11 protein-coding genes are annotated in these 14,498 nt (G+C 58.8%); 7 read left to right on the forward strand and 4 right to left on the reverse strand.

The window, feature by feature from the left end; translation table 11 throughout:
- Window positions 1-468: 468 nt before the first annotated feature.
- The gene (locus TU84_RS19450) at window positions 469-1,434 is read left to right on the forward strand and encodes an alpha/beta fold hydrolase (RefSeq protein WP_228393034.1); all 966 of its coding nucleotides are present in this window, start codon (window positions 469-471) and stop codon (window positions 1,432-1,434) included.
- Between the two features lie 566 nt (window positions 1,435-2,000).
- Window positions 2,001-4,127 carry a bifunctional mannitol-1-phosphate dehydrogenase/phosphatase gene (gene mtlD, locus TU84_RS19455; protein WP_048371943.1) on the forward strand — a complete coding sequence of 709 codons (2,127 nt, stop codon included), beginning with the start codon at window positions 2,001-2,003 and terminating at the stop codon, window positions 4,125-4,127.
- Window positions 4,128-4,259: 132 nt separating this feature from the next.
- Here mtlD and TU84_RS19460 read toward each other — a convergent pair whose 3' ends face one another.
- Together TU84_RS19460 and TU84_RS19465 are read right to left on the reverse strand one after the other, a co-directional pair.
- Window positions 4,260-5,648 carry an ATP-binding protein gene (locus TU84_RS19460; RefSeq protein ID WP_048371945.1) on the reverse strand — a complete coding sequence of 463 codons (1,389 nt, stop codon included), beginning with the start codon at window positions 5,646-5,648 and terminating at the stop codon, window positions 4,260-4,262.
- The gene (locus tag TU84_RS19465; RefSeq protein WP_048371947.1) at window positions 5,645-6,355 is read right to left on the reverse strand and encodes a response regulator; all 711 of its coding nucleotides are present in this window, start codon (window positions 6,353-6,355) and stop codon (window positions 5,645-5,647) included. The genes TU84_RS19460 and TU84_RS19465 overlap by 4 nt, the downstream gene beginning before the upstream one ends.
- Window positions 6,356-6,544: 189 nt before the next feature.
- Between TU84_RS19465 and TU84_RS19470 the strand changes: the two genes are divergently transcribed.
- The 5 genes from TU84_RS19470 to TU84_RS19490 are packed head-to-tail and all read left to right on the forward strand — an operon-like array spanning window position 6,545 to window position 12,595.
- On the forward strand, window positions 6,545-8,923 hold the full coding sequence (locus tag TU84_RS19470; protein ID WP_048371949.1) for a TonB-dependent receptor: 2,379 nt from the start codon (window positions 6,545-6,547) through the stop codon (window positions 8,921-8,923).
- Window positions 8,924-8,947: 24 nt separating this feature from the next.
- Complete coding sequence (locus TU84_RS19475) at window positions 8,948-9,628, forward strand: Fe2+-dependent dioxygenase (protein ID WP_048371951.1); 681 nt, start codon at window positions 8,948-8,950, stop codon at window positions 9,626-9,628.
- 47 nt (window positions 9,629-9,675) lie between these two features.
- A complete protein-coding gene (locus tag TU84_RS19480; protein ID WP_048371953.1) occupies window positions 9,676-10,770 on the forward strand; it encodes an ABC transporter substrate-binding protein in 1,095 nt (364 codons plus the stop codon).
- The gene (locus TU84_RS19485; RefSeq protein WP_048371955.1) at window positions 10,767-11,828 is read left to right on the forward strand and encodes a FecCD family ABC transporter permease; all 1,062 of its coding nucleotides are present in this window, start codon (window positions 10,767-10,769) and stop codon (window positions 11,826-11,828) included. The genes TU84_RS19480 and TU84_RS19485 overlap by 4 nt, the downstream gene beginning before the upstream one ends.
- Entirely contained in the window at window positions 11,825-12,595 is a 771-nt protein-coding gene (locus TU84_RS19490) for an ABC transporter ATP-binding protein (RefSeq protein ID WP_048371958.1), read from the forward strand. The genes TU84_RS19485 and TU84_RS19490 overlap by 4 nt, the downstream gene beginning before the upstream one ends.
- Before the next feature lie 108 nt (window positions 12,596-12,703).
- Here TU84_RS19490 and TU84_RS19495 read toward each other — a convergent pair whose 3' ends face one another.
- Both TU84_RS19495 and TU84_RS19500 read right to left on the reverse strand, forming a co-directional pair.
- Window positions 12,704-13,861: an MFS transporter gene (locus TU84_RS19495; RefSeq protein WP_048371960.1), complete on the reverse strand. Its 1,158-nt coding sequence runs from the start codon at window positions 13,859-13,861 to the stop codon at window positions 12,704-12,706.
- Window positions 13,858-14,421, reverse strand: coding sequence for a serine hydrolase (locus TU84_RS19500; RefSeq protein WP_053225272.1), 564 nt, complete (start codon window positions 14,419-14,421; stop codon window positions 13,858-13,860). The genes TU84_RS19495 and TU84_RS19500 overlap by 4 nt, the downstream gene beginning before the upstream one ends.
- Window positions 14,422-14,498: the final 77 nt, after the last annotated feature.

Genomic DNA, 14,498 nt, shown 5'->3' on the forward strand with positions numbered 1-14,498 from the left:
TCTTTTCGGTCACTTGTTTGACCGCCTGGATTTTGAATTCTTCGGGATATCGCTGGTTGCTCATGGCACCTCCTAATGGGCCTCATTTTAAGGCTTGGAGGTGTCTACGAAACTAGGGGCGATTCATTGCAAGGCTACTCCTTAGGGCCAAATGGACAATCCTTTGGCCACCTCGAAGCTATCAAGGCACTCAGGTGTAGGCAGCCAGACCGGGCCCTTTGCAGGCTAGGAGATATCGCTTCTTGTTACAGATAAAGGCGTTTTGCTTGCCTGACTTAGGGGTGCGAATCAAAAGTCGAATGACGCATTAACTCTGGTTTAATCGCCCGGTGTGACGCTCCAGTGCCGTTGACGAGTGCGCGTTGCTTCTTTCAGCGTTGCGTCTGGCCCCAGCCCCATTAAGGAACCACTATGTCATTTATCAAGCGCTCATCCGCATGTCTGTTGGTCGCCTGCGCTTTACCGTTAATGGCCAATGCGGCGTCCGAACCCTCGACGCCAAGCTACGGTGAGGAGCTGCAAGGTTTTCAATACCCGTACCCGCTGCATCACTTTGCCTTCCACTCTCAGGGCCAAGCGCTACAGATGGGCTATATGGATGTAGCGCCGACCGGCACTGCCAATGGCCACACGGCCGTGTTGCTGCATGGCAAAAACTTCTGTGCGGCGACCTGGGGTGACAGTATCAAGGCCTTGAGCGATGCGGGTTATCGGGTGGTGGCGCCGGACCAGATTGGTTTTTGCAGCTCAACTAAACCGGCAGACTACCAGTACAGTTTTCAACAGTTGTCAGCCAACACCCATGCTTTACTGGCCAGCCTTGGCATCGATAAAGCCGATGTGATCGGCCACTCCACCGGCGGTATGCTCGCCACGCGTTACGCGCTGATGTACGCGCCGCAGACCGAGAAGCTGGTGCTGGTCAACCCCATCGGTCTGGAAGACTGGAAGGCCCTGGGCGTGCCATGGCGCAGCGTTGACCAATGGTACGAGCGCGAATTGAAGCTGGATGCCAAAGGGATTCGTACCTACGAACAGAACACCTACTATGCAGGGCAGTGGAAGCCTGAGTACGACCGCTGGGTCGATATGCTGGCCGGCTTGAACAAAGGGCCCGGGCACAAGCGGGTGGCGTGGAACTCGGCGTTGATCTACGACATGATCTTTACCCAGCCGGTGTTCTATGAATTGCCCAACCTGAAAGTGCCGACGTTGTTGCTGATCGGTGATGCCGACACCACAGCCATCGGCAGTGATATAGCACCGCCCGAGGTCAAGGCCAGAATCGGGCATTACAAGGTCTTGGGTAAACAAGCGGCCAAGCTGATTCCGGGCGCGCAACTGGTCGAGTTCCCCGGCATGGGCCATGCGCCACAAATGGAAGATCCGGCGGGGTTTAATCGGGTGCTGATAGAGCGTTTGAACAGTCTGTAGGCGCTGTTATTGGCTGCGATCTTGTGACAAAAAATCAAAAGATCGCAGCCTTCGGCAGCGACTACGGCGGGTTTATCTGCGTATCAAACCTTGATTTAGAGCGCTTACCTGCGTTATAGCTAAAAAGGTATTCAATAGTTTTACAGGAAATGACAAACACTTATGGACGGAAGCACACGTATCCATCGCCAGTTCGGCTCACATTTCGCCACCCTGATTGCGCAATGTGGGCCTCATCTAAAAGGCTGCGTTCGCGCAACCGCAGGGTGTCTCTCCCGCCTCCTGGCAAACCTCGCTTTACCCCACCTCAAACCCTGTTTTTCAGGGAGCAGCGCCAACTGGCGCCACTGTTACATCCCTCCGCCTGATTTTTTCTGATCGTTCGCCTAACCGGCGCGTTTACCGCACGTTTTTAACGGCGAGTACGGCTGCCCGGCTTTTTATCTGAACCTTTCATTGTTGACCTGCTGCGTCTACTGGACAGTGGTTTCAGGTCTCCATCAGCGCTTTGCTGGCCATCCAGAAACAGGCGGCCAAGCGCTCGCAGTACAAGGAACGACACCCCCATGATCTATTTCCAGGGCAAGAGAATCTTGAGCGCCATCTTTGATATGGATGGCACCATGTTTGACACCGAACGCCTGCGTTTCAAAACCCTCAAGCAAGCTGCCGTTGAGCTTCACGGCACGCCGCTGAGTGAAGAAACTCTTATTGGGTCATTAGGCTTGAGCGCGAAAAAGGCCGAAGCGCTGGCCAAGGCCAATCATGGCGAAGACTTCCCCTATGCCCAAGTGCGCAAGCGCGCGGATGAGCTGGAACTGGCCTATGTGCGTGACCATGGCGTACCGATCAAGGATGGCTTGCTCGAAGTGCTGGAACGCCTGCGCAAATACGGCCTGACCATGGCCGTTGCCACCTCCAGTCGGCGTGCGATTGCCGAGGAATACCTGATCAACGCTAATGTCCTGAAGTATTTCGATGTCACGGTGTGCGGTGACGAAGTGACCCAAGGCAAGCCACATCCAGAGATTTTCCTGACCGCAGCCAGTGCGCTGAATTGCCTGGCGCCGCATTGCCTGATGCTGGAAGACTCCGAAAATGGTTTGCTCTCGGCGATCCGCGCCGAAGGCCAGCCGATTCTCATCGAAGACATCAAAGCCCCCGCGCCCGAGGTCAAGGCCGGCGCTTTGAAGGCTTATCAGAACATGCACGAGTTTTTGGCTGACTTGAACGACTGCATGCCCGACCTGGGCACGCCGGAGCTGACCGAGAGCTTCCCGCAGGCGTTCAACCAGTTCAGCGTCGGGATTCATGGTTTTGGCGCCATGGGCGGCGGCTACCTGACGCAGATTTTCTCTCACTGGGATGGCTATACCCGGCCGTGTGAAATCATTGCCGCGACCCGCTCGCGGATGTTGCGCGACACCATCCAGGCATTTGGCCGCTACAGCGTGCGCTATGGCGCGACGTCATTCGACCAGACCATCGATAACCTGACCATGATCGACCTGGACGACGCCGAAGCTGTGATCCGCATGTACGACGTGGCGGAAATCATCGGGCTGAGCCTGCCCGAAACGGCCATTCGCAATCAGGCGCACGTGATTGCCAAGGGATTGATCCGCCGCTACGAGCGACGCGGGCGTGAACTGACGATTTTGACGGTATTGAATAAAGTGGGCGGGGCCGATTTTGTAAGGCGTCACGTGAAAACCCAGCTGGCTCAGCTAGTGTCGCCGGAGATTACGCAAAAAATTCTTGATAACACCCATTTTGCAGAAACGGTGGTCAGTCGCATCGTCTCGAAGATTTCCAACGACGCACTGGTGCGGCAGTTGCGCATCAAGTCGAAGATTTTCCAGAACAGCCTGGATGAGCAGCCATTGCCCCGTAAAACTTCGCCTAAAGTGCCTGCGCCAGAGTACGAGCGTTTGATCGCACGTTTTCGGCCCTTTGCCCAGTCGAGCTACGCCCTCAGCCAGTTGCACCTGATTTTGTTTAACAGCGAGTCGGACATGCCGCTGTACGCAGAGCGCAGCAGTAATCTGCTGGAGCGTTTGCGTCAGGTCAAAACCGTGGAAGACATCAGCCAGACCCAGGTCATGAAAAACCTGCTGTGGAACGGCCCGCACGCGATCATTGCCTGGTACGCCAGTGTGCTGGGTTACAACGTGTTGGGGCAGGGCATGGGCGATGCGCGGGTCAGCGCTCTGGCTGAGCGTTTGATTCACCAAGAGGTTGGCCCGGCACTGGTGGCTGAATACCCGCAGATGGCCGAGGCGGTGGCAGATTTTTCGAAAACCTTTTTGGAGCGCTGCAACACCTCGTTCAAAGACCCGTGTGCCCGCGTCGGGCGTGATCCGTTACGTAAACTGCAGCGCAACGAACGTATTTTTCGCAGCATTGATCTGGCCAGAAAGCACGGCATTGACAGCAGCGCCCTGGAGTTTGGCAGCGCACTGGCGTTGCATTACGCAGTGTATTGCGCCGACAGCAAAGACCCGGAAAGCCAGTTGATCCGCAGCGTGTATGAAGCGTCGGGGAACATTGAAGACGTACTGACCTACAGCGGCCCCTACAACGGCAAAGCTTATCCTGGGCTGGACCCGGTGGCAGATGCTGCGTTGGTGAAATCCATTAGCAAGCAGTTTGCTCGATTACACGAACAACTGCCTGCCGTCTGTGGCTTGTAGTCGCTGAGGAACGAAGCGAGGCTGCGATCGGTTGCGCAGCAGCCGTAAAATCCCATGACAGGGTATGCCTGAGACACCGCATTGCCCGCATTTACGACGACTGCGTCCTCGATCGCAGCCTCGCTCCGCTCGTCAGCGACTACAGATCTTTAACGTCAATACGGCATCCAGCCCGCCTTCGGGGCGGTTACGCAGCACCAACGTGCCGCCATGGGCCGTTGCTACGGTCTGGGCAATGCTCAAACCCAGGCCGTAGCCGCCGGTGCTGCTGTTGCGCGAAGTGTCGAGGCGATAAAAGGGCTCCAGCACTTGAGTCAGTTGCTCGGGCGCAATACCTGGGCCGCTGTCGCGCACGGTAATGACTAAATGCTCAGGTTGCTCATCGACGATCACCTGCACGTCACGGGCGTAGCGCACGGCATTTTCCAACAGGTTTTGCACACACCGCTTGAGGCTGCGGGCATAACCCGACACCGGGTGTTTGGCGCGGCCTGTGAGGGTGATGTGCTCGCCAATGTCTTGCAGGTCAGCCTGCAAGCTCTGCAACAAGGCGTTGATGTCGATGTTCTGCCGGGCTTCGTTGATTTCACCACTGCTGACAAACTCCAGAGTGGTCGACACCAACCCCTCCATATCGGTGAGGTCTTTGCGAAAACGCTGCTTTTGTTGCTCGTCATCAAGCATTTCGGTGCGCAGGCGCAGGCGGGTAATTGGCGAGCGCAGGTCATGGGACACCGCCGCCAAAAAACGTGTGCGCTCGGCCAGGCTGTGCAGCAGGCGCTGTTGCATCAGGTTGAAGGCCTCGGCGGCGCGGCGGACTTCTACCGGCCCTTCGATTTCCAGTGGTTTGCGGCGAATATCGTTACCCAGCGCCTGGGCGGCCTGAGCCAGTTGGTTTAACGGCCGGATGGCCAGGCGCACGGCAAACAGGGCGATGATCACCAGCACGATGATGCGCACCAGGTAGATTCGCCAAAAGTAGTCGAGCATCACATCGGCCGGGGACAGGCTGGTCCAGCCTTGGTCTTCTTTGGCCTGCACCTGCAGCCAGCGCCCGTTGGGCAGTTGTAGTTCAAGGGCGTATTGGCCAGCGACCGGGCTGGAGCCGAACAAGCTGTTGATCCCGGCTTTTTGGCCCTGTTGATCGAGCAGGGTCAAGTTGAGCAAGCGCAGCGGTGTGCGAGTGGCGGTTTTTTCATTGATCAGGTTTTTCAGCAGGTCTTCAGTCGCTTGATCCTGAGTCGACAGCCGCGCGCTGGCGGGGAGGGGCGCATCGCGCTCGGTCAACTGAAAGTCAGGCGTATTCAAGTTGCTCAGCAACAGCTCGGTGTTCTCGGGGCTGGACGCTGACACCCGCACGATATCGGCCAGGCGGCTGGCAATCAGCCGGGTCGGGATCTCCAGCACCTGGCTGTGACGCACGTCATACCAGATGCTGCTGGTGGCCACCTGGGCGCCGAGCATACCGGCCACCAGAATGATCACCAGTCGCCCATAAAGCGTGCGCGGTATCAGCTTCATGATTCGTAGGTCACCTTGCTCGAGGTCAGCATGTAGCCTTCGTTGCGCACGGTTTTGATCAGCTCGGGTGTCAGTTGCTGGCGCAGGCGGCTAACGCACACATCAATCGAGCGGTCGAAGGGCGTGCTGTCTTTCTCGAACACATGATTAAGCAAAAAATCCCGGCTCAGCGGGCGGTTAGGGTGCTGTAACAATAAGCGCAGCACGCGGTAGTCAGAATTGCCGAGGCTGATCACCAGCCCTTCGGGGGACAGCACTTGCCGCGCGCGGGTGTCGAGGCGCCAGCCGTCGAAGTTCACATAGGGCGCTTCGTCGACCCGTGCCCGCTCCGGAAAACTCTGCGCCCGGCGCAAGACCACCTTGATTCGCACCAGCAATTCTCGCGGATCGAACGGTTTGGGCAGGTAATCATCCGCGCCAATCTCCAGGCCGACGATCCGGTCGATCAGGCTGCCGCGTGCGGTGAGCATGATCACCGGAATATTGGAGGTCACCCGTAACGTGCGGCACAGGCTGAGGCCGTCTTCGCCGGGCAGCATCAGGTCGAGCACGATCAGGTCAATGACGTTCATCTCCAGGCGGCGATGCATCTCCTTGCCGTCACAAGCCGTTGACGTCTGATAGCCGGCATCGCGCAGGTACTCGGCCAGCAGTTGGCGGATTTCGGGGTCGTCATCGACGATTAATACGTGATCTAGCTTGGACATGTGAACTCGTCTGGGCTTTGGGAAAGATGTGCAATAGCGGATTTTGCGATGGCGAGGCCAGCGAAATGTAATGAAATGTTGTGGCGGCGATTTTCATGCGCCGCCAATACAAAGTCGAACAATTGCCGGCAATGACCCTCTTTAGAATGGCGAATCTAAATGCGAGTCATTGTAATTAAGGAAGGTCCGATGCCATCGTCACCCGATGCGGCTGTTGTTCGCAATACCCCTTATGCCTTGAACGGGACGCTGGCGCCCTTTATCGGAGTGATGGCGCTCGGAGTCTTCAGCGTGCCAACCCGTGCTGCCGAGCAAGCTGACGCTGCCCTGACCTTGCCTGCCTTGAGCGTTCAGGGTAGCTACGATTCACCGTTCAAGGTGGACGAAGTGTCCTCGCGCAAAGTCATGACGCCGCTGCTGGACGCCCCGCAAAGTATCACCATCGTGCCCCAGCAAGTGCTCAAGGAACAAAACGCGCAGAGCCTGCAAGACATTCTGCGCAACGTACCGGGCATCACCTTTATGTCAGGGGAGGGCAACCTGGGCTGGGGCGACCTGTTTTCTATACGCGGGTTTTCGTCCGAGCAAAGCCTGACGGTCGATGGCGTGCGCGATGCGGGCATGTCGAGTCGCAATGACACTTTTAACCTGCAACAGGCTGAAGTCTTTAAAGGCACCGGCGCGATTGAGTCGGGCATTTCAGCGGTGGGCGGCAGCGTCAACCTGGTGAGCAAGGAAGCCCATTTGGGCGATGCCAACCGCATCTCTGCCGGTGTCGGCACCGACGGTTACCGCCGGGTGACCGCCGACATCAACCAGGAACTGACCGACACCAGCGCCGTGCGCATCAACCTGATGAAGCATGAAAGCCAGGTGGCCGACCGTGATGACGTCGATTACGATCGCTGGGGCATTGCCACCTCGCTGGCCCTGGGCTTGTCGACACCGACCCGTGCTTACCTTGATTTCTTCTATCAAAAGGACGACAACACCCCCGACGGCGGCTTGCCGATTTTGCGCGGTACCGATGGCAAACGCATGCCCGGTGTCAAACGCAACAATTGGTACGGCGACTCCAGTCTGTACACCCAACAGACCGAGACCACCTCGCTGACCGGGAAGCTGGAACATGACTTTGACAACGGTGCCTTGCTGACCAACCAGGTGCGCTGGCAGCAGACTGACAACTTTGCGGTCTTGTCCCCGGCACGGTTTTTTTCTGCCAACCCGGATGGCTCCAAGACCTGCACCGGCAGCCGTTGCGCCACCCTGGGTTATGTCGGCGTGGGCCCTGTGTCGACGGTCAACGGGGTCAAGGTGTACACCGATTACACCAACAACGGCAGCACCGCCAACGGCGTGTTGCGCGGCAGCGATTTCGGCCTGTCCAAGCGCTACACCATCCTCGACAACCAGACCGACCTCAGCTTTGCCTTCGACACCGGCTTCATCAGCCACAAGGCCGTGACCGGGCTTGATCTGTACCACGAAACCTACGGTGGCCTGCACCGCAATGCCAAGGTCCCGGCGGCGAACATGACGTTCGACATGGGCGACCCGCAACACAGCTTTGATACGGTCTACACCACCAAAGGCTTTAACGAACCGCGCTCCAGTATCGACAACGCCGGGCTGTATGCGGCCGACACCCTGACCCTCAATCAGTGGTGGCAAGTAATGGGCTCGCTGCGCTACGACCACTGGACCGCCGAAACCACCCAGAGCGGCCAGGCGGATATCAAAGACACCTCGGGCGCCTGGAGCGGCCGTGCCGGGGTGGTCTTCAAACCTCAGCCAAACGGCACTATTTACGCGTCTTACAGCCAATCGGCGCAGCCCTCGGCGGTGGGCGCTTCGACCAACAACCAGATCTATGGCGCGGCGAGCACCAGCAGCTACAAGCCTGCCCAATCGAAAACCTATGAACTCGGCACCAAGTGGGACTTGCTGGATAAAGGCATCAGCGTGACGGCGGCGATTTTCCGTACCGAGCTGGAAAACTCCTGGGAATACACCGAAGGCGATGCTTCGCCGGTGCGCGCACTGCCTGCCAAACGGGTCGACGGCGTCGAGTTGGGCCTGCAAGGCAACATTACCGAGCGCTGGACGGCCTACAGTGGTTTCTCGGCGCTTAAAAGCGATCAGACCAAGGGCGTCAACAAAGGTGAAGAGGCCAAGAACGTTCCCGACCTGACCGCCAATCTCTGGACCACCTATGCCTTCACCGACGATCTGAGCTTCAGCTACGGTGCCAACTATGTCGGGCGTCGCCGTTACACCGACAACAAATACGTGGGCGGGCTGAACAATAACAGCAGCAACGCCGACGGCCCGTCCGGGGTGCTGCCGATCTACACCCGCGACAAAGAAAAGGCGCCGGGCTACTGGGTGCACTACGTAGCGGCGCAGTACAAGGTCAACCGTCAGACCACGGTCAACCTCAATGTCGACAACCTGTTCAACACCTTTTATTTCAGCCGTATCGGCGCCTCGCTGGATGGTTTCCAGCTGTATGGCGTACCGGGTGCCGGGCGCACGCTGACCGCCAGCATCGACTATGACTTTTAAGCCTGGCGGGCGCGGGAGCCGCGCATGCTGATCGACATTGCCAACGTCTTCACCGCCGACGAAGTGGACGAGATGCGCACGCGGTTGCTGGCTGAACCGTGGGTGGATGGCAAAGTCACGGCCGGGCAGCGCTCGGCCCGTGACAAGTTCAACCGCCAATTGAACGAAGATTCGGCGCTGGGTGTGTTGTTTGGCCAGCGCATCCTCGCGCGGTTGTCCGAGAACGCGCTGTTTATGTCGGCGGCGCTGCCCAAGCGGATTTATCCGCCCTTGTTCAATCGTTACAGCGGTGGCGAAGCGTTCGGCTTTCATATCGACAACGCCATTCGCGGCATCAAAGGTGTGCGCGAACGGGTGCGCACCGACCTGTCCGCCACCTTGTTTTTGACCGACCCGCAGACCTACGACGGCGGCGAACTGGTGATCCGCGACACCTTTGGCGAGCGCAGCGTCAAGTTACCGGCCGGGCATCTGGTGCTGTACCCCGGCACCAGCGTGCACAAGGTTAATCCCGTCACTCGTGGCGAGCGGGTGGCGGCATTTTTCTGGATCGAAAGCCTGGTCCGCGAAGACAGCCAGCGCAGCCTGTTACTCGACATGGATGTAGCCATTCAGCGCCTGAACGCACAACAGGCCGACGACGAGTCGTTGCTGCAACTCAGCGGCGTGTACCACAACCTCTTGCGTCGCTGGAGCGACGTGTGAGCCCTTCATTTAGTGGGAGATTAATCGTGTCCAAATCGTTTTCACGCATGTGGTCATTGCTGGTGGTGTTAGTTGTTGGCGGGTTCGGCATGGTGTCGTCGGCCTGGGCCAAAGACGTCACCGACGTGTTGGGTCGGGTGGTTGACGTGCCTGAGCATGTGCAGCGGGTGGTGCTGGGCGAGGGTCGATTGATTTCGACGCTGGCCATTCTTGACCGCGATCAGCCTTTTAAGCGCGTCGTGGGCTGGCAGAACGACCTGCGCAAACTTGACCCTAATACCTACGCCGCTTACGTGGCGAAGTTTCCCGAGGTCAAAGACATTCCGCTGATTGGCCAGGCTTCGGAACAGAGCGTCAGCGCCGAGGAAATCCTCTCGCTAAAGCCGGACCTGGCGGTGTTCAGCATCTCCGGGCATGGCCCGACCGAGCACAGCCCGGTGGCCGATATCCTCGAAAAAGCAGGCATCCCGGTGCTGTTTGTGGATTTTCGGGTCAACCCGGTACAGGGCACCCATGACAGCATGACCGCATTGGGCAAGGCATTGGGGCGTGAAGCGCAAGCTCAAGCTTTCCTGGATTTCTACCAGCAGCACATTGACCACATTACCGAAACTTTGGGTGTTATTGACGACAGCAAACGCCCAAGCGTGTTTCTTGAACTGCTGGCCGGGGTCTGGGCCAACCCGGGGCATACCACGGGCAAAGGCGGCATGGGCGAACTGATCAACCTGGTGGGCGGGCGCAATATTGCCGCTGGCGTGGTGCCCGGCGCACTGGGCGATATCAGTGTTGAATACGCGCTCAAGGCTGATCCGGACATTTACATCCTTACCGGCAATCAAAAACCGGGCGTGATGATGGGCGCAGGCATTGACCAGGCCACGGCCCAGGCGTCGCTCAAGCAGGTGTTGAGCCGCCCTGAGTTTGCCCAACTGCGAGCGATACGCGAAGGCAATGTGCATGGCTTGTGGCATGACTTCTACAACTCGCCGTACAACATCCTGGCGATCGAGGCCATGGCCAAGTGGATTCACCCCGAGAAATTCGCCTCCCTTGACCCGCAGCACACGCTGGAGCAAATCAACCAGCAGTTCCTCGGCATGCCACTGGCAGGCCAATACTGGATCAGTGAACAGAAATGACCGCGCACCTGAACCCCGCCGTGGCCGCTGCCAGCCACGGCTACCGGCGTCTGTTGGCGCGACGGGTTGGCTTGTTAGTGGGCATCGGCATTGCTTTGGTCGCGGCGGTGTTGCTCGATTTGTCGACCGGCTCCTCGGGGATGACCCTTGGGGCTTTGGTCGACGGCCTGTTGCACCCGCAAAACCTGGCTGTGACCGACCGGGTGATCATCTGGAATGTGCGCTTGCCTTACGCGCTGATGGCGGTGCTGGTGGGCGCAGCTCTGTCACTGGCCGGTGCAGAAATGCAGGCCATCCTCAATAACCCGCTGGCCAGCCCCTTTACCCTCGGGGTGTCGTCGGCGGCGGCGTTGGGCGCCTCGCTGATCATTGTATTTCCGGTCAGCAGCGCCTTGTTGAGCCGCGATTCGATCGTAGCGTTGTCCGCCTTCGTGTTTGCCTGCGGCTCGATGTTTTTGCTGCATGGCATGTCGCGATTAAGAGGCGCCGGGGTAGAAACCCTGGTGCTGTTCGGCATTGCCCTGGTGTTCAGTTGTAACGCTTTGGTGGCGCTGTTGCAGTTGCTGGCCACCGAAGATGTGCTGCAACAGCTGGTGTTCTGGAGCCTGGGCAGCGTCGCGCGGGCCAATTGGGACAAGTTGAGCATTCTCGCCGTGGTGCTGGCGCTGATCATGCCGTTTTCGCTGCAGGCGTCTTCGCGCATGACTTTGTTGCGCATGGGTGAGGATCGCGCGCAAAGTTTTGGCGTTGACGTGCGCCGGCTGCGGTTTTTCTCGCTGCTGCGCATCAGCTTGCTGTCGGCGACGGCGGTGGCCTTTGTCGGCACCATTGGCTTTATCGGTCTGGTGGGCCCGCACATTGCGCGCATTTTGATTGGTGAAGACCAGCGCTTTCTGTTCCCGGCCAGCGCGCTGGTGGGGGCGCTGTTGCTGTCACTGTCCTCGGTGGTCAGCAAAATCATCATGCCGGGGGTGATCGTGCCGGTCGGCATTGTCACCGCTTTGGTGGGCGTGCCGATTTTTGTGGCGCTGGTGTTCAAGCGGGGTCGGCAGCTATGAGTGCTCAAGGCTTAGTGATCAGCCATGCCCAGGTGACTTATGGCCGTCGTGTAGTGATTGCAGATGCGTCATTGCCCGAGCTGCAACCCGGCACTCTCACCGCGTTGATCGGGCCCAATGGTGCCGGAAAATCCACGTTGCTACGCGGCCTGGCGGGGCTTGAACGCTTGCAGGGCACGGTCAGCTTGCAAGCCCGGCAACTGACGACGATGTCGGTATCGGAGCGAGCGCGACTCATCACTTACATGCCGCAACACCTGCCGCCGGGGCTGGGGCTCAGCGTGATCGAAAGCGTCATGGCGGCCTTGCGTGTCGGTGGCAGCGGTGGTGATTACCTGGAACAGGCCTATGCCGCCTTGCAGCGCATTGGCATCGAACACCTGGCGGATCGCATGCTCAATGCGCTCTCGGGCGGGCAGCGGCAACTGGTCAGCCTGGGGCAACTGATTGCGCGTCGTCCGAGCGTCATGCTGCTGGATGAGCCTACCAGCGCGCTGGACCTGAGCTACCAGCTGCGGGTGATGGAGTGCGTGCGCGACATGGTTCGCCAGCATCAATTGATCGCGGTGATCGTGATGCACGACATCAGCCTGGCGGCGCGTTATGCCGACGCTATTGCGGTGTTGCGTGACGGGCAAATCATGGGCTTTGGTGCAGCAGAGGATGTACTGACCCCGCAACTGTTTGCCGATGTATACGGCGTAAAGGCACGGGTCGAGCGCTGCTCGCAACAGACCCTGCAAGTATTGGTGGATTGCCCTGTCTAATAAGTAACTTATTGATTTTAAAGGCCCTGTAGGAGCGAGCTTGTCTCGCGATCTTTTGATCTTTTAAAAGATCGCGAGACAAGCTCGCTCCTACAGTTTTCAGGGTAGTTATCTGCTCTTCAACACCACCCAAAAGCTCGCCACCAATAGCACCAGCACCACCGGGGCGAAGGCGCTGACACCCAGTTGCTCCAGCAATACGCCGCCGAGAATCCCGCCGCCTGCAATGGCGGTATTCCAGGCGGTTACCAGCATTGATTGGGCGACGTCTGTCGCGGGGGCAGCCGCCTTGGCCATGGCGGTTTGAAACAGGGTGGCGGCGCCACCGAAGGCCAAACCCCAAGCGCCCACCGCCAGGTAAACAATGCCCGGCACCTTGCCTGCAAGGCCCAATGCCAGGGCTGCAAGGGCAAAAACGGCAACGCTGGTGAGTGTCAGCATGCGCAGATGACGATCGATCAAGACACCGATAAGCCAAATGCCCAGCAGGGACGTCAAGCCAAACACCAACAGCACCAAGCCCGTACGCCCGGCCATGCCTGCCGCGCCCAAGTACGGCGCGATGTAGGTATAGAGAATGTTGTGCGCCAGGACAAAAGCCAGCACCACCAACAGCACCGAGCGTACGCCGGGTAACTGGAATACCTGACGCAACGGCAGGCGCTTTTCTGATGTATGCCCGGCAAAATCCGGCACTTGCAAGCGCACCCAGAACATCAGCAGTACGGCCAGCCCGCTCATGATCGCGAAGCAGATACGCCAACCCACCAACGCCCCCAGGAACGTGCCCGCCGGAACACCCAGCGACAGGGCCAGCGGGGTGCCGACCATTGCTACTGCAATCGCCCGACCTTGTTGATGGGGCGGCACCATGCGTGCGGCATAACCCGCCAGCAATGCCCACAATAACCCCGCCGACATGCCTGCAAGAAAGCGCGCCAGCATTGTCAGCGCATAACTGGTAGACAGCGTCGTCACGGTGTTAGCCACCACAAAACCGGCAATCGCGATCAACAGCAATGGGCGCCGGCGCATGCCCTGCGTGGCGGTAGTCAACGGAATGGCTGCCAACAGCGAGCCGATGGCGTAGATCGTCACGGTCTGGCCCACCCACGCCTCGGAAACAGCCAGGCCTTCGGCCATTTGTGGTAGCAGCCCGGCGGGCAAGGCTTCGGTGAGGATGATGATAAAAGCGGTCATGGCCAGTGCCAGCAGCGGGGCCAATGGCAGGCGCTCAGTATCAGCCTGGCTTGCGCTGCGGCTCATGGACGCACCGCCAGACCACCGTAGACCGCATCGCGCAGATCGCTGACGAAGCGCCCGGACATGCCAGCGCCTGCTGAAGGGAAAGCGCCCGCATCGAAGATGAGCTCAGGGCTGTAATCAATGCCTGCGGTGCCTTCAACCACTGGCACACATTCACCCTCGCCAAGTCGATGCGGTGGTTGGCCATTGACGTAGGCGGCGGCTACTCGCTGTGGGGCATGTGCGGTAAAACCGGTTTCGAGCATGCCCAATGGCCCTGTCACCAATTGCTTGATAGCGTCGTCCAGCGGCACCCCTTGAATGCGCGCAACCAAGGCACCGAGGATATCGGTGGGCAGCGAATAGCGCCATTGAGTACCTGGCTCAAACAGCAATGGCACGCTGGCAATGCGGCGCAAGTTTTCTTCCAGGCTGATGCTCGAAGCGCCCATGCCGTAGGAGACGCCCGCCCGGGCATACAGCCGTTGGTCATCCAGCGCCTCCTGGACAACGGCCTGGATAGGTTCAGATTGCTGCGCCGAAGTGACGCCTTGGGGCAGGGGATAGGTGAAAGCGGTCATGGTCACTCCTGGGCTAATAAGTCGTGGCCTGACAATAGAAAGGTCGAGATTAAAGAAAAAGCTGGATACAGTTCCTT

Origin of the sequence: Pseudomonas helleri (assembly GCF_001043025.1) — a bacterium.
Lineage (GTDB): Bacteria > Pseudomonadota > Gammaproteobacteria > Pseudomonadales > Pseudomonadaceae > Aquipseudomonas > Aquipseudomonas helleri.

Coding starts and splice junctions, on each gene's coding strand:
- TU84_RS19480 (WP_048371953.1), top strand. CDS start 9,676: ATGTGGTCATTGCTGGTGGTGTTAGTTGTTGGCGGGTTCGGCATGGTG.
- TU84_RS19465 (WP_048371947.1), bottom strand. CDS start 6,355: ATGTCCAAGCTAGATCACGTATTAATCGTCGATGACGACCCCGAAATC.
- TU84_RS19485 (WP_048371955.1), top strand. CDS start 10,767: ATGACCGCGCACCTGAACCCCGCCGTGGCCGCTGCCAGCCACGGCTAC.
- TU84_RS19490 (WP_048371958.1), top strand. CDS start 11,825: ATGAGTGCTCAAGGCTTAGTGATCAGCCATGCCCAGGTGACTTATGGC.
- mtlD (WP_048371943.1), top strand. CDS start 2,001: ATGATCTATTTCCAGGGCAAGAGAATCTTGAGCGCCATCTTTGATATG.
- TU84_RS19500 (WP_053225272.1), bottom strand. CDS start 14,421: ATGACCGCTTTCACCTATCCCCTGCCCCAAGGCGTCACTTCGGCGCAG.
- TU84_RS19460 (WP_048371945.1), bottom strand. CDS start 5,648: ATGAAGCTGATACCGCGCACGCTTTATGGGCGACTGGTGATCATTCTG.
- TU84_RS19495 (WP_048371960.1), bottom strand. CDS start 13,861: ATGAGCCGCAGCGCAAGCCAGGCTGATACTGAGCGCCTGCCATTGGCC.
- TU84_RS19470 (WP_048371949.1), top strand. CDS start 6,545: ATGCCATCGTCACCCGATGCGGCTGTTGTTCGCAATACCCCTTATGCC.
- TU84_RS19475 (WP_048371951.1), top strand. CDS start 8,948: ATGCTGATCGACATTGCCAACGTCTTCACCGCCGACGAAGTGGACGAG.
- TU84_RS19450 (WP_228393034.1), top strand. CDS start 469: ATGGCCAATGCGGCGTCCGAACCCTCGACGCCAAGCTACGGTGAGGAG.